This is a genomic window from Enterococcus durans, from assembly GCF_002277935.1.
Lineage (GTDB): Bacteria > Bacillota > Bacilli > Lactobacillales > Enterococcaceae > Enterococcus_B > Enterococcus_B durans.
On record NZ_CP022930.1, the window covers coordinates 1,746,022 to 1,770,115 of the forward strand.

At 38.4% G+C, this 24,094-nt stretch carries 20 protein-coding genes and 2 pseudogenes; 16 read left to right on the forward strand and 6 right to left on the reverse strand.

From position 1 onward, the window contains the following. Positions 1–202: 202 nt before the first annotated feature. Positions 203–1,552 carry an amino acid permease gene (locus CJZ72_RS08305; protein ID WP_081133964.1) on the reverse strand — a complete coding sequence of 450 codons (1,350 nt, stop codon included), beginning with the start codon at positions 1,550–1,552 and terminating at the stop codon, positions 203–205. Between the two features lie 313 nt (positions 1,553–1,865). On the opposite strand from CJZ72_RS08305, the gene CJZ72_RS08310 reads away from it, so the two are divergent. After that, positions 1,866–2,750, forward strand: a complete 885-nt coding sequence (locus CJZ72_RS08310; protein WP_081133963.1) for an oligosaccharide biosynthesis protein Alg14 — start codon at positions 1,866–1,868, stop codon at positions 2,748–2,750. A 573-nt stretch (positions 2,751–3,323) separates the two neighbouring features. Here the strand turns inward: CJZ72_RS08310 and CJZ72_RS15270 are convergent. Next, positions 3,324–3,471 (reverse strand): annotated as a pseudogene (locus tag CJZ72_RS15270) (DUF3788 family protein); the annotation flags it as partial. 99 nt (positions 3,472–3,570) lie between these two features. On the opposite strand from CJZ72_RS15270, the pseudogene CJZ72_RS15090 reads away from it, so the two are divergent. Further along, positions 3,571–5,707: pseudogene (locus tag CJZ72_RS15090) on the forward strand (HelD family protein). Between the two features lie 199 nt (positions 5,708–5,906). On the opposite strand, the gene CJZ72_RS08320 reads toward CJZ72_RS15090, so the two are convergent. Continuing rightward, positions 5,907–6,848 (reverse strand): 2-dehydropantoate 2-reductase, encoded by a 942-nt coding sequence (locus CJZ72_RS08320; protein ID WP_081133961.1) that lies wholly within the window; start codon positions 6,846–6,848, stop codon positions 5,907–5,909. Between the two features lie 135 nt (positions 6,849–6,983). On the opposite strand from CJZ72_RS08320, the gene CJZ72_RS08325 reads away from it, so the two are divergent. The 6 genes from CJZ72_RS08325 (at position 6,984) to CJZ72_RS08355 (ending at position 14,754) form a co-directional block, all read left to right on the forward strand. Then, on the forward strand, positions 6,984–8,099 hold the full coding sequence (locus CJZ72_RS08325) for a glycerate kinase family protein (protein WP_095443759.1): 1,116 nt from the start codon (positions 6,984–6,986) through the stop codon (positions 8,097–8,099). A gap of 245 nt (positions 8,100–8,344) precedes the next feature. Then, positions 8,345–9,850 carry an Lsa family ABC-F type ribosomal protection protein gene (locus CJZ72_RS08330; protein ID WP_081133959.1) on the forward strand — a complete coding sequence of 502 codons (1,506 nt, stop codon included), beginning with the start codon at positions 8,345–8,347 and terminating at the stop codon, positions 9,848–9,850. 75 nt (positions 9,851–9,925) lie between these two features. Further along, complete coding sequence (locus CJZ72_RS08335; RefSeq protein ID WP_025479896.1) at positions 9,926–10,465, forward strand: histidine phosphatase family protein; 540 nt, start codon at positions 9,926–9,928, stop codon at positions 10,463–10,465. A gap of 322 nt (positions 10,466–10,787) precedes the next feature. Next, complete coding sequence (locus CJZ72_RS08345; RefSeq protein WP_081133957.1) at positions 10,788–11,855, forward strand: DUF871 domain-containing protein; 1,068 nt, start codon at positions 10,788–10,790, stop codon at positions 11,853–11,855. Continuing rightward, positions 11,856–12,752 carry an N-acetylmuramic acid 6-phosphate etherase gene (gene murQ, locus CJZ72_RS08350; protein WP_081133956.1) on the forward strand — a complete coding sequence of 299 codons (897 nt, stop codon included), beginning with the start codon at positions 11,856–11,858 and terminating at the stop codon, positions 12,750–12,752. A 13-nt stretch (positions 12,753–12,765) separates the two neighbouring features. Further along, a complete protein-coding gene (locus tag CJZ72_RS08355) occupies positions 12,766–14,754 on the forward strand; it encodes a glucose PTS transporter subunit IIA (RefSeq protein ID WP_081133955.1) in 1,989 nt (662 codons plus the stop codon). Positions 14,755–14,851: 97 nt separating this feature from the next. Here the strand turns inward: CJZ72_RS08355 and nrdI are convergent, their stop codons facing one another. After that, positions 14,852–15,313: a class Ib ribonucleoside-diphosphate reductase assembly flavoprotein NrdI gene (gene nrdI / locus CJZ72_RS08360; protein WP_081133954.1), complete on the reverse strand. Its 462-nt coding sequence runs from the start codon at positions 15,311–15,313 to the stop codon at positions 14,852–14,854. Positions 15,314–15,523: 210 nt separating this feature from the next. Here nrdI and CJZ72_RS08365 point away from each other — a divergent pair, with 210 nt between their 5' ends. Then, positions 15,524–16,948: a basic amino acid/polyamine antiporter gene (locus tag CJZ72_RS08365; protein ID WP_081133953.1), complete on the forward strand. Its 1,425-nt coding sequence runs from the start codon at positions 15,524–15,526 to the stop codon at positions 16,946–16,948. 211 nt (positions 16,949–17,159) lie between these two features. Here the strand turns inward: CJZ72_RS08365 and CJZ72_RS08370 are convergent, their stop codons facing one another. Next, positions 17,160–17,480 (reverse strand): DMT family transporter, encoded by a 321-nt coding sequence (locus CJZ72_RS08370; RefSeq protein ID WP_081133952.1) that lies wholly within the window; start codon positions 17,478–17,480, stop codon positions 17,160–17,162. A 365-nt stretch (positions 17,481–17,845) separates the two neighbouring features. Between CJZ72_RS08370 and CJZ72_RS08375 the strand changes: the two genes are divergently transcribed. The 4 genes from CJZ72_RS08375 to CJZ72_RS08390 all read left to right on the forward strand — a co-directional run bounded on the left by CJZ72_RS08375 (position 17,846) and on the right by CJZ72_RS08390 (position 21,549). Then, on the forward strand, positions 17,846–18,532 hold the full coding sequence (locus CJZ72_RS08375; protein ID WP_005877274.1) for a DUF969 domain-containing protein: 687 nt from the start codon (positions 17,846–17,848) through the stop codon (positions 18,530–18,532). A gap of 1 nt (position 18,533) precedes the next feature. Then, a complete protein-coding gene (locus CJZ72_RS08380; RefSeq protein WP_081133951.1) occupies positions 18,534–19,478 on the forward strand; it encodes a DUF979 domain-containing protein in 945 nt (314 codons plus the stop codon). A gap of 53 nt (positions 19,479–19,531) precedes the next feature. After that, complete coding sequence (pcp, locus tag CJZ72_RS08385; RefSeq protein ID WP_005877278.1) at positions 19,532–20,176, forward strand: pyroglutamyl-peptidase I; 645 nt, start codon at positions 19,532–19,534, stop codon at positions 20,174–20,176. Positions 20,177–20,253: 77 nt separating this feature from the next. After that, entirely contained in the window at positions 20,254–21,549 is a 1,296-nt protein-coding gene (locus CJZ72_RS08390; protein WP_095443760.1) for a hypothetical protein, read from the forward strand. 191 nt (positions 21,550–21,740) lie between these two features. Here CJZ72_RS08390 and pnuC read toward each other — a convergent pair whose 3' ends face one another. Further along, positions 21,741–22,484 carry a nicotinamide riboside transporter PnuC gene (gene pnuC, locus CJZ72_RS08395; protein ID WP_081133949.1) on the reverse strand — a complete coding sequence of 248 codons (744 nt, stop codon included), beginning with the start codon at positions 22,482–22,484 and terminating at the stop codon, positions 21,741–21,743. Between the two features lie 356 nt (positions 22,485–22,840). Here pnuC and gloA2 point away from each other — a divergent pair, with 356 nt between their 5' ends. The 3 genes from gloA2 (at position 22,841) to CJZ72_RS08410 (ending at position 24,092) form a co-directional block, all read left to right on the forward strand. Then, entirely contained in the window at positions 22,841–23,221 is a 381-nt protein-coding gene (gloA2, locus tag CJZ72_RS08400; RefSeq protein WP_005878026.1) for an SMU1112c/YaeR family gloxylase I-like metalloprotein, read from the forward strand. Positions 23,222–23,313: 92 nt separating this feature from the next. Then, on the forward strand, positions 23,314–23,832 hold the full coding sequence (locus CJZ72_RS08405) for a hypothetical protein (protein ID WP_095443761.1): 519 nt from the start codon (positions 23,314–23,316) through the stop codon (positions 23,830–23,832). 80 nt (positions 23,833–23,912) lie between these two features. Next, complete coding sequence (locus CJZ72_RS08410) at positions 23,913–24,092, forward strand: P-loop NTPase family protein (RefSeq protein WP_081133947.1); 180 nt, start codon at positions 23,913–23,915, stop codon at positions 24,090–24,092. Positions 24,093–24,094 lie beyond the last annotated feature (2 nt).

A 24,094-nucleotide genomic window follows, 5' to 3' on the forward strand; every position in this document is an offset into this window, starting at 1 on the left:
AAAGTCGTATCACTTTGAAAATCGGGAAACCTTTTTTCAAGATGATACGGCTTTTTTAGTGTCATCGTTTCAAAGCAAGCGGATATCCATAAAAGTTGAGGCGCTCGAACATTCCATTTTATCTTCTAATCACAATAAAAAACAAGCAACTGATTTGCGACAATCTAGTTCCTTGTTTTTTGTGATTCATTCAATTGTTTTTTTAGCCTTTTTGCATGGCGAAGGAGTCATTTTTTTTACGATAACTAAAGAAAATGATCAAGTAAAGCAATGCAGTCAATACAGTAACCCCGATAGAATTTGTTAACAAGATACCTATCAAGATCAATCCTAAGATGACCAAAGCGAGTAAATTCACACATTTTGCAAACAAGGTACCTCGTTTTAAAGAGAGGATAAAAGCTGCGGCACTGATCATGATCCATATCACTAGTACTGTATAGGAGAGGGAACCGGCAAGATAACCAAACAATTCATCCCCAACAAAATAAGAAAGTACAACGCCAAGATATAAGATACTTGCACAAAAAAGTACAGAACGTTGAGGGACATGGTGTCGATTCAAAACAGCAAGTTTATTGGCTGGACCTTTTTTATCCTTCAATCGAAAATACAACAGACGGGAAGAAGCATAGACACCGGAGTTGATTGACGAAAAGAGTGCGAGTACGATCACAAAATTGACGATATCTGGTGCAAAAGGAATATTCATTTTTTCAAATACCATCACAAATGGGCTAACTGTTGTTCCTGCCAAATTATTCCAAGGGAAAATAATCAATAGTAAAAACAATGGAATAATATAGAATGAAATGATTCTTCCCATTACCCCACGAATTGCTTTGGGAATAGCTTTTTTAGGATCATCAGCTTCACTAACCGTGATAGCGATCAGTTCTGATCCACCATATGAATAGATCACTACGAGTAAAGAGTTAATGACTCCTTTCATGCCATGGGGAGCAAATCCGCCATGGTTCGTGATATTTTGCAAAGTAGGGAAAACGCCATGTCCCAACATTTGCTGACCCACTAGATAGATACCGAAAATGATCAGCAAGATGATCACGCTGATTTTAGCAAAGGCTAACCAATATTCTGTTTCAGCGAATAATCGGACAGAATACAAGTTGATCAACGTAGTTAAAACAGCTAAGATCAAAACAAACGCCCAAGTAGGGATATGAGGAAACCATAATTGCAAGAAAGAGGCTGCAGCAACTGCTTCCGCGATGATATTGATCGTCCACATAGAATAGTAGACCCAATCCACAAAATCAGCAGAATGCGAACCTAAGAAAGGACGGACAAGACCTGAAAGACCATGCTGAGTATCGCCACCATCTAGCACCAGTTTCCCTAAACCATTCATAACGATGAATAAGACACATCCGCCAATCAAAAAGGCAATCAAGACAGAAGGGCCGGCAATACCGATTGCTTCGCCACTTCCTTTAAATAAACCAGCACCGATAGCACCACCTAATGCAAGCATTGTGATGTGTCTGGAGCTAAGTTGTTTTTTTAGTTTGGTGTTTTTATTTTTTTCCATAAAGAACTCCTTTTCTAGTAATATCAAACCGAAATGTTTGTTTTTTAATAATTAAATAATCAGCTACTTTGAAAATAACTTGTTTTATCATAGCAAATTATCTGATAATTTCAACTATTCTGTAAATGTTTTCGGTTACTTTAATGAAAACATCATAAATTTGCCATAATGACTTGTCCTAGTGAGTGTGATTGTTCGCTTTTATTTTGCGAAAGCAAGCGTTTTATTCGCTTTTTTGATCGTTAAGGCGATATGATAGAAAAAAGTAGTATTCTTCTATATTGAATTGAGATTTGAAAGCGAGGGGATTGAGATGACTGCATCACCTATTTTATTGATTCCAAAAAATCGATCGTTGTACTTTTTTCCATCTATTGATTCACTCGACGTAATAACAGCAAAAGAGTTATTTGTCCCAACATTTTTTTCTTCCTTTCAAAAAAAGTTGGCGACCTGTGAACTGATCATTTTTTTAGATTATGGCTTTGAACTTGAGATGGCGCAACTGATTCGTCCCTATACAAATGCGAAGATCGTGCTTTTTTTCTGGAATCATTTCAAAGAAGAGCATTTCAATTTATTAAGAGCAGCAGAGCAAGAACCGGCAATCAATGAGATCTATCATTTTGATTTTCTAGAAGCACGAGAGATTGGATTGAAGCATAACAGTTCTTTTTATTCTAAACATATGGTTATGCCAAAAGTCGAGATTACGTCTGACCTATTTTTTGGTGCGACGAACCATGGACGTAAAAAACGTGCAGAAGAGTATAAACAAGAGTTTGAAAAACGTGGAATAAAACCAAATTATTTTATTCTTCCGCTGAAAGGAAACGAACAAGCTGGTTACCTTTCTTATACAGAATACCTAGAACGAACGGCTCATTCCCGGGGTATTTTAGAACTTGTACGTGAAGGACAACGGGGAGTGACATTGCGAACCTTTGAATCACTTTATTTTGAAAAAAAATTAGTGACGGATAACGAAGCGGTGAAGCATTATCACTTTTACGATCCTCAAAATATTTTTCTTCTTCAAGAAAGAGCATTAGACGAATTGCCTGATTTTTTAGCTACACCTTATCACCCAGTTGATACAGCGCTTCTTGAATTTTTTGATGCACAAGCATGGGCTCAACGTTTTTTACAGCAAGATCAGGAGATATACCGACAGTATGAGTATCGTGAAGTAAAATAGAGGAAACCAACAAACAAGAATAATGAAGTAAATGTGGGACAAATCTAAAAAACAGATTTGCTACAGACCTTCGAACAAACGGCGGGAGCAGAAGCAACTCCTTCTTAAATAAGCCGAAATTCACAAAAATTTGAAAAGCAATTTTCGTGAATTTCTTCTTATTTCTCGGAGTTGAACACTTCTGTTCCAGCCTCGTTTTTTTCTCCAATTTATCAAACCTAAACGACTTTTGTCTCGACCTCTTTTTCAAAACAAAATCTCTATTGGAATCGGGGAAAGGACCCAAAATACATAATTGTCACGTGCATGTTTGTCATACCAGATTTAGTTACAAGAAGGGTCTCGTTCATTTAGTGTTGTACTTCAAAGAAATGATTTTCGTTGTTTCTCAGATTTTGAAATGATTTTTGTTGATCGTCTGGAGACTAAGATACTTTAGAACAGTTAGATCAAAGCTCAGCATTTTCTGATTGGCTGGCTATCTTGTTCTTTGGAGTGTCTTTCTGGAAGGGATATTGGATGCAAAAAAAAAGAGTGTGGGGCAAAACTAAAAATCAGTTTTGCTACAGACTCTCGAATAAACGGCGGGAGCAGAAGCAACTCCTTCGGAAATAAGCCGAAATTCACAAAAATTTGAAAAAGCAATTTTCGTTCATTTCTTCTTATTTCTCGGAGTTAAACACTTCTGTCCCAGCCTCTTTCCCTTACATTTATTATACAGGAAAAAGTGAGTGAAAAACAGACTAGTATTTTTGCCGACAGCTCGTATAATGGGACATACTCTGGGAAATGGATGTGAAAACGGATGGAAAAGCAACGCATGTTAGAGGAACATCATTTATCATTTGTTCATCAAAAATTGGTTACTCGCAAAAACAACCTACGCTCTTTTCTAGATAAAAGCTATGGGAGCCATTTGGAGGACCTCCAAACAATGGGGACGGATATTCGGCCCAACTTTGACAACTTGTCAGATAGCCTAGAAACTTATGCTGCTATTGAGAGCAAAAATCGCGAAATTGACCAAATGAACCTGAGCTTACAGACAGCAGAAAAAGAACTGGCCACCATTGAACGTTTGCTTAAATCACCCTACTTCGGGAAAATAGTCGTTGATTTTCTTGATGGCGAATCCGCCGAATCTTTTTACATTGGCATCAACGGTTTTGCAGATGAAGAAAGTCATAACTTGATTTATGATTGGCGTTCTCCAATCGCAGAACTTTTTTATAACAATACGTTGGGTGATTCTTCCTATCAAGTCAATGGTCACATGATCGCTGTATCTATAGAAAACAGGCGGCAACTAATTGTTGCGTATGATAAATTAGTCCGCTTTTTCGATACGTCGATTGCAATCCAAGATGATGTATTATTGGATGCATTAGAAAAGAACGACGGAAAAAAGATGCGGGACATCACGGCATCGATCCAAAAAGAGCAAAACTCAGTCATTCGGGATCAATCGAGCCAAACCTTATTAGTCAATGGAGTCGCAGGTAGCGGAAAGACCTCAGTTATCATGCAACGTGTTGCTTATCTGTTGTATCAATACCGTAGTCAGATCACTTCTGACAATGTGCTGATCCTTTCACCAAACCAAGAATTTATTCACTATATCTCGGAGGTCTTACCTTCATTAGGTGAAAAGAATCCTTTGAATCAAACGATTCGGCAGTTTTGTTCGTTCTTGTTGCAAGAAGCAAAAACAGTTCCTTTAGAAAATGAAGAAGCCTATTTTTCCCGATTACAAGAACCTGTAACTTTTCAGACAGAAACGATCCGCAGCAATGAGTTTGTAGCCTTTCTGCAAGAAGCGGCCAGTAAAACAGCGCTGATCGAACCTTCTTTTCACTCGATCCTTCGAAAAGGCAAAGTCGTTATATCTAAAGAAAAGATTCAGTCAATCTATCAATCTACGCCTCAACTCCCAATGATCGAGCGATTACAGGCAACTAAAAAAAGATTAATAAGTGAGTGGGAGTCACAATTGATCAGAAATAGCAAAAAAACAGGAATTACAGGATCAAGTATTAACACTTTCTGAACAACAACAACAAAAATACTTTGGTCATTTGATCGAGGATGATTCTCCAACGAGTATCCAAAAATATACCAAGCAGTTATTAAGAATGAGGTATCACGTCGTTGATGACCAATTGAAAGATAATAGTTGGATCGATGAAGATCGATTTTTAGATCACTATTATACAGCGTTCACTCAACGACCTTATTTAAAGCAGTCTACAATAACTTTGGATGAAGCAGTAATTCGCTTATTCAACCGACATTTGTTTGTCGAGAAACTTGCCGTACCATCGCTGTCTTTTCTGTTGATTGATGAGATCCAAGACTATACTCCGGCTCAATGTGCACTGTTATTGACGCTATTTCCCCGAGCAACCTTCACTATGGTTGGGGATGGAAATCAAGCAATTTTCAATTCCGCGATCCCGTTTAGTGAGATCCAAAAATTCTTCGAGACAAACGACCGAACAGTAAAACGTTACGACTTACGAACGAGTTACCGTTCTAGTGGGGAGATCACTAAACTATTTGCAAAACTTGTCAATGATGAAACTCTGTCAATTGTACCTGTTCGCCCAGCAGGAGAGTCTCCCCGATTTATTCGTTTTGAAAATGAAAGGAAATGGCTGGCAGCGATCACACCTTTCATGAAAAATGAAAACCACTATACGATATTGACAAAGAGCCAGACGGAAGCTGCTTTTTTGGAAGAATATTTCAAAGGACAGGCAAACCAACGATCTTTTTCGATTTATTCTATTGATATCGCTAAAGGAAGGGAATTTGATCATGTTATTCTTTACGATATCTCAAAAGAAAAATTCCATACCGCTCAAGACAAGCGAATATTGTATACAATGTTGTCACGGGGCATGGAAAGCATATTTGTCACCTATAAAAAAGAGCTTAGCGATTTTTTTCAAATCTGAAAATCATTCAATGCTAGAGGTCGAGACAAAAGTCGTTTAGGTTTGAGAAATTGGAGAAAAAGACGAGGCTGGGACAGAAGTGTTTAACTCCTAAAAAATAAGCAAAAATCCACAAAAATTGAGAAGCAATTCCTGTGGATTTCGGTTTATTTTCGGTTGTAAACATTTTCTGTCCCAATCGCTTTTTGTCGTTCTATTTTTATTTGGCGGCAAGTAATCCTTCTTTTGAGTGGATCAGTTGAGTCAGAAATGCACAATAAGGTGTTGGAATGTCATATTTTTGTCCTTTTTTCCATACCGCACCATTGATATAGTCGATTTCTGTTAATCGATGATTTTTGATCAGGTCTTGGTACATGGATGGATAATGCAATCCGATATTGTCAGGATCATAGGTTGCTTGGATATGTTGATTTACTTCTTCTTGATCGAGTTCAACACCTTCTTTTTCTGCAACTGCCGCAAATTCAGCAACGATGGTACGTACCATATCATTTGTTGGTTGCTGTTCGCCTAAACCAGCGATGTTGCAGTCTAAAATAGTACATAAACCATTTAGAGTACCGTTGACACAAGCTTTTCGCCAAATCGAATACCGGACATTGCTACTATAAGTTGGATTTAATTTGGCATCTTTGAATACCGCAACAACTTCTTTTGCAAATGCTTCTCCTTCGGGTTCGAGATTTTCCAATTCGATCTCACCGTCCCCCAACAAAGTAACATGACCAGGTCCGTCTAATCCTGCTGTCCACATGGTGATCCCAAATAAGATATTCTTTTTCGGTACATATTTTTCTAAGACATCTTCGTGACCAAGACCATTCAAAAGACAAAGGACATGAGTCTGTTCCGTGATGATCGAGTTGATTGCTTGAAACATACCATCTAGCTGATTCGCCTTTGTTAGCGCAATGATCAAATCTGCTTGAATGTTACTTTTTATTACTTCTTCTGGGGAATAGATCGGGATTGCTTCAACGATTTCTTTCCCATTAAAATTTGCAATCAGACCATTGTTTCTGATTGCTTCGATGTGGGCAGGCCAGCGATCGATCAAAATCACTTCATTCCCGCTTTGATGAAGCATCAATCCCAAGCGACTACCCATTGCGCCAGCACCGGCTATAGCAATTTTCATATAAAAAATCTCTCCTTTTTTTACAATACCTCTTTAGTATATATAAAAAAGTAAAAAAAGAGCATTGTTTTGTTTGAAAAAAAGGAGAAGCCATGTCTTACTAGAGGAGAGAAGAACAATTCAGGAGGAATGACCATGGATATAGTAGCTGCAATTGATTCCTTTAAAGGGAGTGCAACATCTCTCGAACTAAACCAAGCTGTGTTGGATGCATGGCAATCGGCAGAAGGTAAAAGAGTCAATTTGCCTGTAGCTGACGGAGGCGAAGGTACAGCAGAGGTGATTCATCATGCGCTAGGTGGTACGTGGCGTCAGTTGGAAGGAATCAATCTGCTTTTTAGGAAAAAAATCTGTCGTTATCTGCTGACGAGTTATCAAGGTAAAAAGATAGCAGTCATTGAATCTACGGAAGTGATTGGGATCGACTTGCTGATACAACCAACCGACCAAACAATTCGTTTAGCATCTAGCTTTGGCTTAGGTGAATTAGTAAAAGATGCCCAGAACCAAGATGTAGATCAGATCATCGTGACTTTGGGTGGCAGTGGCTGTTCAGATGGCGGTTTAGGGTTGCTACAATCGTTAGGCGCACGACTTGAAGGGATCACGGAGGGGAATCCATTGCTTTCAACTAAAAAGATCGATCTTCGAAATCTACAAGAAGATTTTGGAGAAGTCGAACTATTGATAGCTGCTGATGTGACAAGCCCTTACACTGGTGCGCAAGGGGCAGCCCGCTTATTTGGAAAGCAAAAAGGAGGCTCTCCCGAAACGTTGGCATTTTTAGATGCACAAGCTGTACGTCTAGCAAACCAACTGGCAACAGATTATGGCATCGATCTAGATCGTTTGTCCGGAAGCGGTGCAGCTGGTGGTATTGGAGGGGCATTACTATTGTTAGGTGCTAAAATGGCTTCTGGGTTTACCGTTGTTTCACAACTGATCGGTCTTGAAGAACAAATCAAGAAATCGGATCTTGTGATCACTGGCGAAGGGCGTATCGATCAGCAAACGATTCATGGTAAAGTTCCCTATGGTGTCGCTCGGTTAGCAAAAAAGTATGGAAAAACGATCATTGCCTTATGTGGAAGTCGTGAGAAAGATTTAGGAGAATTAACAAGATTTTTACCTAGTGTATTCAGTATCCAACTTGGGCCCATCTCTTTAGAAGAAGCAATGGGACACGAGGAGACGCTAACCAAAGTCAGTATCTTATCTGAGAATCTTAGTAGATTAGTAGAAAATGAATGACCTTAGTTGACAGATAGAAAAACAATATGTTAACCTAAGGGCAAATAAAGTGAAGTGAGGGATCCGCGCATTGAGAATTTAAGTCAATTATTGAAGCTGCATCAAGACTGTCTCCATCATACCATGGGGAGAGTGTGCAGATTTTCAGAATTGGCTAGTTCACAATGGTGGGGTCTCTTTTTTGTTCCCGTTCTTTAGTGACCAGTTCTGAAAATAGGACTGGTCTTTTTTTAGGGGGAATGAATATGTCCAAAATAGAAATTAAACAATTAACCTTTGGCTATGACAACCAAACAACATTATTATTCGATCATGCAACACTAAATTTTGATACAACTTGGAAGTTAGGACTGATTGGCAGAAATGGTCGTGGAAAAACAACTTTATTAACTATTCTGCAAAATAAACTGGCTTTTCAAGGACAGATAAAACACCAACAAGAATTTCTTTATTTTCCACAAAAAGTAACAGAAAAAGAGCGTTTGACTTACTACGTTCTTGTTGATATCGCTGATTTTGAGCTTTGGGAGATTGAAAGAGAACTGAATTTGATGGAGACAGACGTGGAAATCCTATGGCGCCCCTTCAATACTCTATCTGGTGGTGAAAAAACGAAAGTCCTGCTGGCTCTTTTGTTCATTGACGATCAGCATTTTCCATTAATTGATGAACCAACGAATCATTTAGACGTAGTGGGAAGAAAGCAAGTCGCCAATTACTTGAAAAAGAAGAATCAAGGATTTATTGTCGTCAGTCATGACCGCGGATTTATCGATGGAGTGGTCGATCATGTGTTGGCGATCGAAAAAAGTCAATTGGAATTGTATCAAGGAAACTATTCTGTTTATGAAGAGCAAAAACGGTTAAAAGATGCGTTTGAAATCGGCCAAAATGAAAAAATCAAAAAAGAAGTGAGTCGTTTAAAGAAAACTGCTGCTGAAAAAGCAGAATGGGCACGGTCTCGTGAAGGAGATAAAACGAAAAAAAGTGTTGGATTTATTGATACAGAGAACCGACGAGTCAATCGTGGCGCAATTGGTGCTGATGCGGCTCGTACGATGAAGCGCTCGAAAGCAATCGTTAATCGAATGGAAACGCAAATCGATGAAAAAGAAAAATTGTTGAAAGATATTGAATACATTGATCCATTGACGATAAATGTGACCAAAACGCATCATAAGCGCTTATTGGAAGTGGAGGATCTCCAATTAGGTTATGACGAGATGCTTTTCGCTCCGGTTCGCTTTTCTATTGAACAAAACCAATGTGTGGCATTGACTGGACCAAATGGTATTGGCAAGTCGTCGATCATACAGTACCTTCTTGGAGATTTTACTGGGAGAGCAGTTGGGGAAGTCAAGCAGCCGCAACAGCTAACGATTAGTTATGTACGACAAAATTATGAAGATAACAAAGGGACCCTAAGCGAATTCGCCGAAAAGAATCGAGTGGATTATCAAGCTTTTTTGAATAATTTACGCAAACTGGGAATGGAAAGAGAAGTCTTTCATAATAAAATCGAGCAAATGAGTATGGGGCAACGAAAAAAAGTTGAACTTGCAAAATCACTGTCCCAAAATGCCGAACTGTACATTTGGGATGAACCGCTAAATTATTTAGATGTCTTTAATCAAGAACAGTTAGAACAATTGATTTTAGAAAACAAACCACCTATGCTGATCGTTGATCACGATCAAACATTTCTCAAAAAAATAGCAAGTCAGGTAGTCTTGTTGACGCCAGCGAGATGAATCCAAGAAGAGAAACTTGTTTGACGAGTGATTTATGATACAATCGAAACAGAATTAGCGAAGGGAAGTTATTTGATGTTATACGTGACCAGACATGGAGAAACAACTTGGAATGCACAAGGGTTAGTCTGTGGCAGAGCAGATGTGCCTCTAACCGATAAAGGAAAAAGACAAGCAGATTTATTAGCTGAAAAAGTCACACAACTAGATATACCAGTGACAAAAATCATCCATTCTCCTTTACAACGTGCCAAGCGAACAGCTCAAGCTGTGGCTGACAGACTAGAATTATCGATGGAAGAAGATGATCGTCTGATCGAAATGGACTTTGGAAAGTATGATGGTGTACCGAGCAAAGACGCAGCTTTTCAGGAAGCACGTCAGGAGTTTGCTGTACGTTTCCCAAATGGTGAATCCGTGCTAGATGTCTATGCTCGTGTGGTTCCTTTATTAAAAGAGTGTTTAGAAGATGAAGAGAATGTCTACTTGCTTGTTTGCCATAATGCATTGATGCGGGTGATCAATGCGTATTTCAATCCGATGCCAAATCATACTTTTTTTGATTTTTATGTGGATAATACTGAGTTAGTGACGTTCGAAAAAACGATTGATTAAATAAAGCAACTAGTTTCTAACGTTGAAAGTCAGCTGGGAAAATAGTGGATGCGCGTAATTAAATAAAAGAAATTCTCTTTGATCAGTGATGAAAAAATGAGAACTTTTCTTGATATAATTGCTTTGGGAAATTGTTTATTTGATAGGAGGAAGACGGACATTAGATGTCCGTCTTTTATTTTATTTTCTGATCAAAATCACATCAAAAAAACCTTTACAGAAATAAAATTAATATATTTTTATAAAAATGTTGAAATTTCATTTCATTCGAGTTATACTCTGTTCATAGAAATGAAGACGGATACACAAATGGGGGAGAAAAATGTTTGGATTTTCGATTTTTATGAATGAACCTTTGACTGAAGAAAAGAAAGCATATATCAAACAAATGGCAGACAGTGGATTTCAAGGGATCTTCACGTCCATGCATATTCCCGAAGATGATCCCACGGCCTATAAGAAGCGTTTGATGGCACTGGGAGAATGTGCAAAAAAACATCAGCTTGATTTGATGGTTGATATTTCAGGGGATGCTTTAAGTCGTGCAGGTTTTTCTTTTGAAGATTTGAAACCGCTAAAACAGTTTGGTGTAACCGGTTTACGAATGGACTATCACATTTCGAATCAACAAATCGCTGACTGGTCTCATCAGATCAAAATCAGTTTGAATGCCAGTACGATAACAGCTCAAGATGTCCAGGAATTAGAAGAAGCTAAAGCCGATTTTACTCAACTTGAGGCATGGCACAATTACTATCCGCGTCCTGAGACAGGACTTGACTATCAGTGGTATGCGAAAAAAAACCGCTGGCTAAAAGAACAGGGCTTCACGATCCAAGGATTTGTTCCAGGTGATAAAGATTTACGCGGACCAGTCTATCAAGGATTGCCAACACTTGAAAAACATCGGAATATCCATCCTTTAGCAGCAGCCATTGAGTTAGCCGCTTGTCAAACAGATCTGGTTTATATCGGTGATGGTGGTTTGTCAGAAGAAGTGCGCGAGCAGTTTTTGATTTATCAGCAAGAACAAAGCATTTTATTGCACATAGATGTAATTGATCATGAGTTTTGTGAATATGTTTTAGGAAATCATACTAATCGCCAAGATGATGCAAGAGATGTTCTCAGAAGTGCTGATGCACGTTTTAGAGAAATCCCATACATTCCAGTTCGTGATACGAATGAACGAAAAAAAGGATCGGTCACTTTAGATAATGAGAAATACTGTCGATATATGGGTGAGATCCAGATCACGAAACGAGACCTACCTGCAGATGGAAAAGTCAATCGGGTAGCGCGAGTCATTGAAGAAGAATTACCGTTACTTGAGCAAATACATGCAGGAGTAAATTTTAAACTAATCAAAAAAGAAAAGAAGGCAAATTAGATGAATACAATCAATTTAGAAAATTTAACAACTGAACGTAGAAATGAACAAACATTTGGACTTGACGAAATGAGTATCACGCAAGCTGTCAATTTGATGAACCAAGAAGATCAAAAAGTAGCACAAGCAGTATCAAAGGAGTTATGCAATATCGAACCAGTGATCGAACAAACAATCGAATCATTCAAAAAAGGCGGTCGCTTGATTTACATGGGTGCTGGTACAAGTGGAAGATTAGGTGTCTTAGATGCAGCAGAATGTGTTCCGACATTTGGCGTAGAGCCTGAAATGGTCGTTGGGCTGATTGCTGGCGGAGAAGCAGCAATGACAGTGGCTGTTGAAGGAGCAGAAGATTCTCTTGAGTTAGGAAGAGAAGATTTGATCAACTTACATCTGACAGAAAACGATATGGTGGTAGGTATCGCTGCAAGTGGTCGAACACCTTACGTTATTGGCGGTCTTGATTATGCACGCTCGATTGGTGCCAAAACAGCGACGATTTCGTGCAACAAAGATGCAGAAATCAGTAAACACGCAGATTTTCCAATTGAAGTGGACGCTGGGCCAGAATTTTTGACCGGTTCTACTCGTTTGAAGTCAGGAACAGCTCAAAAATTGATTTTAAATATGATCTCAACAATCAGCATGATTGGTATTGGTAAAGTATTCAATAATTTGATGGTCGATGTTAAACCAACCAACGAAAAATTAGTAGAACGATCAAAACGAATCATTATGCAAGCAACAGACGTTGACTATGAAACGGCAGAGAAGTATTTTGATGAAGCAGAACAAAATGTCAAATTAGCCATCGTTATGATTTTAACAGACAGTGACAAGAACACAGCACAAGAAAAATTGGTTGACGCAAATGGGTTTGTAAAAGGTACCTTATAAGGGGGAAAAACACATGGCAAAAGAGGAATTGACTTTAGAAGAATTAGCTTCACGGATTTATGCTGGAGTAGGTGGAATGAACAATGTGGAAAGCATTGTTCATTGTATGACTCGTGTACGCATGAAGATCATCGACGATGCATCAGTCGATGTTGATGAATTGAAAGCGATACCTGGCGTTCTAGGTGTAGTAGAAGACGAGCAGTTGCAAGTCATTATCGGTCCTGGAAAAGTCAATAAAGTCGCTCAAGCAATGGTTGATCAAGCCGGAGTGAAATTAGGTGAAAAAATTTCTTCTGGTACACCTAAATCTACTAGTACGGATACATCTGGAAAAGCGCTAGTGAATGAACGCGCTCAAGCAATGAAGGCAGCCCAAAAATCAAAACAGAAACCTTCTAAAATAAAATCGATCTTGAAAGATATCTCTAATATTTTTGTACCAATGATCCCTGCATTCGTAGGAACAGGGATTGTTGCAGGGATTGCAGCGGTCTTAGCTAACTTAGTGACAGCTGGTACGTTAGATGCTGCAACATGGCAACAATACATCGACATCATGAATATTCTGAAAAACGGAATGTTTAGTTATCTAGTTATCTACACGGGTATCAATGCGGCCCAAGTATTTGGCGCAACACCAACGCTTGGTGGTGTAATCGGTGCGGTTGTTATGCTTACTGGGATGAACCCAGAAGCACCTCTTAAAAACTTATTTACAGGTGATCCATTGGCAGCAGGTCAAGGGGGAATCCTAGGAGTTATCTTTGCGGTATGGTTATTGTCGATCATAGAGAAAAAATTGCATAAAGTAGTTCCTGATTCAGTCGATATCATCGTTACACCAACATTGTCATTGATCGTGATCGGATTAGTAGAAATTTTCTTGATCATGCCACTCGCTGGATTTATTTCAGACGGCATGGTAGGCGGAATCAACTGGGTATTAGGGGTCGGCGGTGCCTTTTCAGGTTTCGTATTAGGGACACTTTTCTTACCAATGGTTATGTTTGGATTGCATCAAATTTTAACACCTATCCATGTACAAATGATTGATGAAACAGGCAAAACACTTTTATTACCTATTTTAGCAATGGCTGGTGCAGGACAAGTCGGTGCAGCATTGGCTTTATGGGTTCGCTGCAAAAAAGACAAAGAATTAACTGAAATGATCAAAGGGGCATTACCTGTTGGGATATTAGGGATTGGTGAACCATTGATCTATGGGGTAACATTACCATTAGGCCGACCATTTATCACTGCCTGTATTGGTGGAGGTATCGGTGGTGCTGTGATTGGAATGATCGGAAATGTCGGCGCCATTGCGATTGGACCTTCTGGAGCTGCATTGATTCCATTGATTTCTGATGGCAAATGGTATGGGTATGTCTTAGGGTTATTAGCTGCTTATGCAGGTGGATTTGTAGCAACTTTCTTCTTTGGAATCCCTAAAGAACAATTGGAAAAAGAAGCTCTTGCAGAAGAAACGATCATCAATGAACCTGTTGCATCAACTGTCGCTGCAACGAACCTGGGTGCAAGTGAAATCACATTGACAGCAGTTGCGGATGGAACTGTTGAACCGCTTGAAAATGCAAGTGATCCTGTGTTTTCACAAAAAATGATGGGGGAAGGTTACTTCGTTGAACCTGTAAATGGACAAATCTATTCTCCTGTTACAGGGAAGGTCAGCTCAGTTTTCCCAACAAAACATGCGATCGGCATCACGACAGCAAATGGCTTGGAGATCTTGCTCCATATGGGAATCAATACAGTTGATCTCGGTGGCAAACCTTTTGATCTAAAAGTTGTAGAAGGACAGCAAGTGACCTCAGATACATTAGTTGCGGATGTGGATTTGGCAGCAATCAAATCAGCTGGAAAAGAAACATCGATGATGGTACTTGTTACAAATATGGATCGTGTTGCAAATTTTGTTCTTGAAAAAACGGGTAAAGCAAAAGCAAAAACACAAGTAATGGATGTCGAAACAAAGGCATAGAAAACAAAAAGTAAACTACCGCCCTTGGTTGTCAGAATAAATTTCTAACAATCAGGGGCGGTAGTTTTTACGATTATCCACTCTATTGTTAAGAGGACTACTTCGCGTTATATGCAGAAAAAGTTTTAGCTAATATCGCATATACATTTACCACATCTGTAGGAGTACCTCGTAATTCATAGTCGGCAAGAAATGGGAAGCCGAATTTTCTTGCGTACTGTTTGGCGGTCAAGCAGTACTGGTTGTTAAAGTTTTTGTTACCACTTCCAACGACACCAAGACAAAGTGTGTGGTTTTCTTCATATTCAAGATATTCACGCAACGTTTCAGTCAAGATCTCAGTGTCTCCGTTGTCCAGGCCGTTTCCACCATCTAAATAGGTAGGAACAAAAGTAAAGAAAGGTTCGCTTTCTTTTTCAAAGGGACTGTTTTCATGGATTTCTTTTAATGAAATCTCCGGCATCTCAGGATTATCTGCGTGTTGCTTTTCAGCATATTCTGCTATATGTTTAGCGAATGCACGTGTATTTCCAGAGATGGATAGATACAAAATATTCATGCCATTTCCTCCAATCATTCCTATTTAGTATAGCATCTTTTTGGTACTTTTTGTGAAAGGGTTTTGAGTCGATGAATATTCAAATTCCTTGTATAATTAGAAAAGAATCGTTACAATTATTTTTCTATTAGAATTTTTATAAATAAAGTAAATTAGACGAAGTTTTGCTATACTTTTGCTAAAAGCGCTTTAATTTTGGAGGATGTTTAAATGGATACAGAGCGACAGAACAAAGGAATTGGATTGGTTCCATTAGCGGCCTTAGTAATTGGGTCAGCGATCGGAGGTGGCGTGTTTGGTATCATGACGGACATCTCAGGATCGGCTGGAGGCCCCGCTATTTTCAGTTGGGTACTTGTAGGTACGGCAATGATGATGCTCTCGTTATCAATTAATAATATCAATAAAAAGCGTCCAGAACTAAAGGGTGGAATCTTCAGCTATGCAGAAGCAGGTTTTGGTCGTTTCGCAGGTTTTATCAGTGGCTGGGGTTATTGGTTGACGTGTTGGCTAGGCAATGTGGCTTTTGCTACACTATTGATGAGCGCACTAGGCTACTTTTTCCCTGTCTTTGACGGAGGACAAAATGTTGCATCGATCATTATGAGTACGATCCTTCTTTGGGGGTATGCGTGGTTAGTCAATCGAGGAGTCGAAAATGCCAGTTATGTAAATGCTATTGTCACAATCTGCAAACTTGTTCCGTTATTCTTGTTTATTGTTGTTGCTATCAGCACGTTTTCGATCCAACAGTTTATAGATAATTTTTCGAGCGAGATCATTTTGAATGCCAATGGGCAACCAATTCCTTTTTCAAGTCAGGTATTGAGCTGTATCATGGTGATGTTGTGGGTGTTTGTTGGGATTGAAGGGGCCTCAGTCGTGGGTTCTCGGGCTAAAAAGAAATCAGATGTCGGAAAAGCAACGATTCTGGGGATTTTCGGATTGATCATTGTATATGTCCTTGTTTCAATGCTTCCGTATGGTACGATGTCGATGCAAGAATTACAAGGAATCGATACACAGCCAGCAATGGGGTATGTCTTTGAAATGATGGTAGGAAAATGGGGAGCTGTTCTGATCAATGGAGGCTTGATCATTTCGTTAGTCGGTGTTTGGCTGTCTTGGACGATCTTACCGATTGAAACCATGCGAAACATGGCGGATGATGGATTATTGCCAAAACGTTGGGGAAAAGTGAACAAAAAAGGCGCACCGACATATGCGATCATTTTAACGACTATCTGTACGAATGTTTTCTTGCTCTCTTTATTATTTACAGACAGCGCGTATAATTTTGCGTATACGCTAGGTACAGCAGCAATCTTCTTTACTTGGTTATTCTTAGGGTTATATCAAATGAAACTCTCTTATCAAAGAAAAGAATGGGTTCAATTTCTGGTAGGTTGTTTAGCTACAGCGTTTCAGGTCTGGGCCATGCTTGTTGTAGCATTCAATGAAGTGATGTTGGTCTTAGTTTTATTCTTGCCAGGTATCGTTTTTTACCTGAGGGCGAGAAAAGAACAGAATGAACCGATACCACATCTCCATCTAGACAGGATTTTATTGATCGTCGTCACAATGATTGGTTTGATCGCTTCTGTCTTGTTTGTGACAGGGATCTTACACGTTTAAAAAGAAAAATCCAAACATCTGAGATCATCTTTTTATTCAACCTTAACTGGACTGAATAGAAGACTTCAGGGTGTTTGGATTTTTTTGTGTCAAGAGCCGATGATTTTTCGATTTAGCAGACATTCAGGAGACATCTACCAAATAATAAATAGTTGAAATATGCTTTACTCTTTAAAAGTCATATGCTCTACCATTGGTTTCTTCGAGGGGATCAATGGCCACTTGTCATCTTTATTCCGATAATACTGATCAATAAAAGTCCGACAAAGAACCAGGTTTGCGGAGTTAATTTGTCATGGAACAACCCAACTCCTACGATGACTGAACCAAGCGCGCCGATACCTGTCCAAATGGGGTAAGACAAACTCATAGGTAAAGTCTTGATTGCTTTTGAGAGGAAATAAAAACTAGCAATCATACCGAGAACTGTATAAAGAGAATAATTTAATTTAGAAAAGCCGTCACTCCATTTCATCATCGTTGACCAAAAAACTTCCAAGAGACCCGCAAAAATCAATTCGATCCATGCCATAAGTCATTCCTCCTTCTACACAAAAAAGAGGAGAAACATTCCTTCAAAGACCTAATGGAATGCTTTTCCTCTTTTATACTACCCGGTGGCAGTTGTGTATTTATTTTTGTAGCTATAGTATACCACATTTTTGTTTTTTGATTACTATAAGTAAAAAAACAGACAGGATAAGCATAGAAAATTGTTTGGAAAGAGTCATTATAAGAAAATAAGAAATTTAGAATAACCAATAAAAAAAGCGAATTTTAATGAAATTGACTGAATTTTCACAAAAAGAAGTGGATTAAATTGGATTTTGACTATATTTTCATTGCTTTTTGATTTATAATAAAAAAACATCTTGTAATCTTGGGGGAGGAAAACATATGGAGAACTATCTTAGTCTTTTAGGAGTATTGATCGTGATTGTCGGTTTTGCCCTTAAATTAGACTCAATCTTGATCGTAATGGTGGCGCTAGTTGTAACGGCGCTGACAGGAGGTCTAGGAATAGGCGGCATGCTTGAAACATTAGGGACAAGTTTTGTCAACAATCGAGGAATGGCAATTTTTATTATTATCATGCTTGCTACAGGAACACTAGAAAGAAATGGTCTGAAAGAATCAGCCGCTTCTTTAATCAAACGTTTCAGAAAAGTATCGGCAGGAATGATCATCGACATCTACGGTGTATTTCGAATGATTTTTGCCGCATTCAATGTCAGCTTTGGTGGGGTGGCAGGTTTTGTTCGACCAATCATCATGCCGATGGCTTTAGGGACAGTTGAATCAAAAGGATTAGAAATCGATCCAAGACACGAAGAAGAATTAAAAGGGATGTCTTCTGCAATGGAAAATATCTGCTGGTTCTTTGGTCAAGTACTGTTTGTAGGGGGAGCAGGTGCATTGCTTGTTCAATCTACATTGAAAGATCTAGGCTATGAAGTCACATTAGGACAATTAGCTTTAGTTGAAATACCAGTAGCAATCGTTGCATTAGTGGTTGCGAGTGGTTACTTCTATCTAAAAGAGAAAAAAATAGCGAAGAAATATTATTCAGGAAAGGGGCAATAAAATGAGCTTTTTTACAAGTCCTGAAATTTTATTGGGAGATAAATTATTAGAAGTACTATATATTATCATGGGTCTAGTCCTTATTTATACAGGGTTCAGAAATATCAACGATAAAAGCAACCCACATCGTTATGGCTCCGCATTTTTCTGGATAATTTTAGGTGTAGTCATTGCCGGTGGACGTTGGATACCTGCACTTGTCAATGGGATCTTGATCTTTGCTATGACGATTCCAGCAATTGCGCAAAAAGTAAGTAAAGGTGAAAGTCGTTTACCTTCAAAGCAATATATGGAAAAAATGTCAGATAAATTAGGGATGAAAATCTTTATTCCTGCATTGAGTATCGGTGTCCTTGCTATTTTATTCGCGCTGTTCACAAAACTTGGTGCATTAGTTGGTGTTGGTGTTGGTGTATTTGTCGCAATGCTTATCTTGATGTTTTTCTCAAGAGACAATCGTCCAACAACTTTCTTGGATGATGCGGCAGACATGTTAGGCACAGTAGGACCTTTAAGTATGCTACCAATGTTGTTAGCTTCTTTAGGTGCTGTCTTCACTAGCGCTGGTGTTGGTACTGTGATTTCTAATGCTGTAGGTACGATCGTCCCAGAAGGAAATGTAGATGTTGGAATCATCATCTATGCATTAGGGATGGTTATCTTTACGATCATCATGGGAAATGCTTTTGCAGCAATCACGGTAATGACAGTCGGAATCGGAGCACCATTTGTATTCAGTCAAGGAGCAAATCCAGCATTGATCGGAATGGTTGCTTTAACATGTGGGTTCTGTGGCACATTATTGACACCGATGGCTGCGAACTTCAACATCGTGCCAGTCGCAATGTTAGAAATGAAAGATAAATATGGCGTAATCAAGAATCAATTGTTTGTGGCTATCTTTATGTTAGTTTTCCAAATCGTGTATATGATTGTATTTAAATAGCATAAACTTTATAATAAGTAAGTAGTCCATTAACAATAACGGAGGAATGTAAGATGAAAGTATTAGTAACAGGTTTTGATCCATTTGGTGGAGATAAAGTCAACCCAGCTTATGAAGCAGTGAAAAAAATGCCTGATGAAATCGCAGGCGCGAAAATCATTAAAGTTGAAGTACCGACTGTTTTTGCTAAAAGCGGCCAAGTGGTAGAAGAAGCAATCAAAAAACATCAACCAGAAATCGTTATTTGTGTCGGGCAAGCGGGAGGACGTTCAGCTGTTTCTTTTGAACGTGTTGCGATCAACTTAGCAGAAGCTAGGATCGAAGACAATGAAGGAAACCAACCATTTGATACAGCATTGGAGCCAGACGGACCAGCAGCTTATTTCACTTTATTGCCAATCAAAGCGATGACGAAAAACGTTCATGATCATGGACTTCCAGCTTATATATCTTATACAGCAGGAACCTTTGTCTGCAACGATATCATGTATCGTCTCCTTCATTTAATCAATACAAAATTTCCAACGATCCGCGGTGGGTTCGTTCATGTGCCATTTTCACCAGATCAAGTGATTGATCGCCCAGCCGGCACACCGTCGATGTCACTAGATGATATTGCTGCTTCACTTACGTATGCTGTTGAAGCCGCTGTTACAAATAAAGAGGATATTTCTGGTAACGCAGGAACTACTCACTAATAAAGAGAAGATAGCATCGGCTGGTAGATAAACGGTATCTATCAGTCGATTGTTTTTTTGAGAGGAAACAATAAGTAGTGGAAGAATGGCAACAAGTACTTCAAGAATGGTACCCTAGAGAAATCAATAAGACTTATCCCATCAAGATATCGAAACAATATACCAGTAATCAAAGATGGGAGATCTATGAAAAACTGACAAAAGACCAAAGAAAGTTAGTCGATCAGCATCGACGTTATCTGATCAATTCGCGCTTCATGGAAGAAAACTATTTGGAAGCGACAGATTGGGTGTTTGAAGATTTTAAGATCAATCCTTTTTTTCGAACCAAAAGAAGGCAACAAAAATTGTATTGTGATTGTGGAAGAGAACTAAAAGTACAGTATGTCGTCAAATCACCGAAGACTGGAAAACAGCTGAAATTGGGGATCAATCATTTTGCTGAACACCTCCATGTAAGTCCACAGATCGCTACGTCGATCAACCAAGGAATGACCAAGGTCGATCTAGCCTTAGACGAACTTTTATGGCTGAAACAGCAAAATATTGAGTTCCCAGAAGATTTATGGCAAGAATATTGCTTTATGCTCTACCAAAATCGTAAACTGAAGAATCCTTATCTTCCAGATGAAAAGCTAACTAAACGACTAGCAGACTTCCGTTTGGCTAAAATGCCTATCTATATTGCAGATCATCAAGCATTGAGTCATGAAATCAAACAGATCGAAAAACAAATTACAGGAAGTACAAAAACACTTCGTGGGAAAAAAGAACTATTTGATGACTTCTCTGATGCTTTAGAAAAAGATGTTGAAGCATTTCTCCATCAGTATAAAATATTTTTACAAAAGGATTGGGCATCTATTTCAATCGAAGGCGGAAGGAAACAATCTATCGCCTTTTTTGAAGCATTTATCGCAACGTTGCGCAAAACAAAGCAAATGGCAGGAAGACAACAAAAGACCGAAATCGAGAGATTGGCTCAGGATCAACGCTTTATCCAGCCGGCAATCTATTTGTTTATCTGGGAACAGTATGTACGCTATGGTTTTTCAGAAGGTTTTTTTGATAGTATTCCCCGAGTGATGCGTAATGGTTTTTTGAAGGTATTACGAAAAGAAAAAAAACAAAAATCCTATGAGTTACAGGAAGAGACAGTACCACGACCAAAAATCGTGTCCGAAAAAAAGTGGGAGGAACTAGCACAATCGGTAAAGGAAAAAGGAACAATACCAGTTTTGAAGAACCTAGAGCGAGAAGGCTATCAGTTATCAGATGAGCAACAAGAAGCATTACACTACTATCGAAAAATCGAATATGTTGCTCGGTCTGATAAGACCGAAATAAGACGATTGCTAAAAGAGTTACTATAAAAGAACAGTAGGACATTGCAAAAAATCAGAATTTCAAATTGGAAACAATGAATTGCGAAGATTTCCACTTGAGTATTTCAAAAAGGGGAGTGTGAGCAACAAATCAAAAAAATGCGGTAGCCAGGGCTAGAAAAATTTCTAAGCCATGGTTTACCGCATTTTTTAGGAATATCTTTTCTCAAGAGGAAGTATTAAGCGTGTTGAGAGTAATAGTCCTCTTCCATTTTTTGCATCCGTTCACGTTCTTTTTGGTTATACCAAGGAGAAACAGTGAAAGCAAGTACATCATTCAATAAGTATACAGAACTATTGACGAACATTGCTAGACTTGCAGAACCATGGGTAAAAGAGATATACCATAGAACCATTTGAGCTAATCCAGAAGCCAACCACCAATAGTATTGATTGTTGTAACGTAAGAAGCTAATGACACCAGCGGATAAACTGATTGAAAAAGCAATTGCATCCACCCAAGGGCGTGGATCATCTGTGTATGTGCCAATCAAGAAACCAGAGACGAAATAAACGATGATGGTAGCGATGATTGCGATGAACCAAATTTTTCCTGTAAATTTCCGGATTTTTGATGCCATGTTATGATTCCACTCTTTACTTAGTAATACTGGGATGTCTAAAGTAATCATATAGGCTATCTGTTCGCCGATGCTTAAGTAATTTTTGGCGGAAAACCCGACAATAATAAAGCAAATCGCAGATAATATACCTAAAATACCATTAACAGATTTGGCTGCATTGATCGATAAAATACACAATACACCAAGATTTGTTCCAATAAAGGCAACAATGGATAGCCAAGTGATTGGGCTGTTGACTAGTGTCATGATTTGACAACCAAGACTAAAAAAGAATAAATAATAATTTTGTTGTGGCCAGCCCTTTAACTGATGTGCTAAAAAACGAAAATATGATTTCATCTATATAAAACTCCTTTAGACACTAAATGTAGTGTTTGTTAATTTTTACAACACAACCTATTGTATTCTTTTCTAAAAAAAAATCTAGTCTTTCAATTAAAAATAATCTGTGTTATGATTACGATTGCTTGTTTTCTTGAGAATATCAAGAACTTTACATTTAAAGAATGAAAAGACGAGGTCGGGACAGAAGTGTTTTACTCCGATAAATAAGAAGGGGTTCATAAAAATTGTGTTTCAGTTTTTTTGAATTTCGGCTTATTTTCGAAGGAGTTGCTTCTGCTTCCGCCGTTTTTTTGTTTTCTGAGAACAAAACGAGTAAAATGAAAGAATAACCAGTGAAAAGGAGAAGTAGTATGGAGCTTTCTGTTATTCATCATGTAGCAATAATTGTATCGGATTATCAAAAATCACGTGATTTTTATGTTAATAAATTAGGTTTTGCTATTATTCGGGAAAATTATCGGCCGGAACGCAACGATCATAAATTGGATTTGAAACTTGGCGAAGCAGAACTGGAAATTTTTGGAATGGCCGATGCGCCAAAACGCCCCAACTATCCAGAAGCATGTGGATTGAGGCATTTAGCCTTTAAAGTAGAGAACATCGAACAGACAATCAAGGAACTCCATGAAAAAGGGATCGAAACCGAACCCATAAGAAAGGATACGTTTACTGGCAAGAAAATGACTTTTTTCTTTGATCCAGATGGCTTGCCATTAGAATTACATGAGTGATGTAACAAAAATGTCACTTTTTTTTTAACTCATTCGATTTTTCTTTCGAAAAAATCCTGTTATCCTGAAAAAAAAGAAACAGGAGATAAGTGATGAAAAAAGTGATTTTTAGCTTAGCTATTATTGCAATTATCGGCATCACAGCGTCTTTAGGATTGTTGGATGCGACATTTAGCTATGATGATATCAGTGAACAGGATTATCGTATCTCATTGAAAAAGGCAACAACGATTTTTAAGGAGGAAGCGCATCAAGAAAAAGTAGATGCTATCCAATTTATTTCCAAAAAAGATGTAAAAAATCAAACAAATAACACCTTTGAATATCTATTCATCTATCAGGATCAAGTTGTAGTGATCGACCCAACAACGGGTAAAACAGAGATAAATCCAGTAGAAAAAACCGAAAAAAGGTCCTACGTTACCTTTGATATAGATGCAGTTTCTAGTGTTAAAACACCGCAAGCCGCGATGAAAGAAGCATTGAAGCAATGTGGGCAAAAAAGAGCGAAGGCAAAAGACTGGCAGCTTTTGATCAAAAATAGCAAGCTCTATTATGAAGTTGATTTGTTGGATAATGAACGGACACAACGGTTGTTGATTCAAGCGTAAAGAGAAGTGTTATCGCTTCTCTTTTTTTTGATATGAGAGTAAGCTATTTATGTGAAGGAATGAAAGGAAGTCGTTCAATTATGGAAAAAATGAAATGCCCAAATTGTGGAAAGAAATTTGCTTATGAAGAAGTCAATAATGTGGTCGAACATCAAGATAAAGAAATGCCTGTTGTTTGCCCGTATTGCCGTACAGAAGCTACACGAATCGTTACACATGGCTATTTTGTGACACAAAAAATTGAAGATTATTTAAAATAACG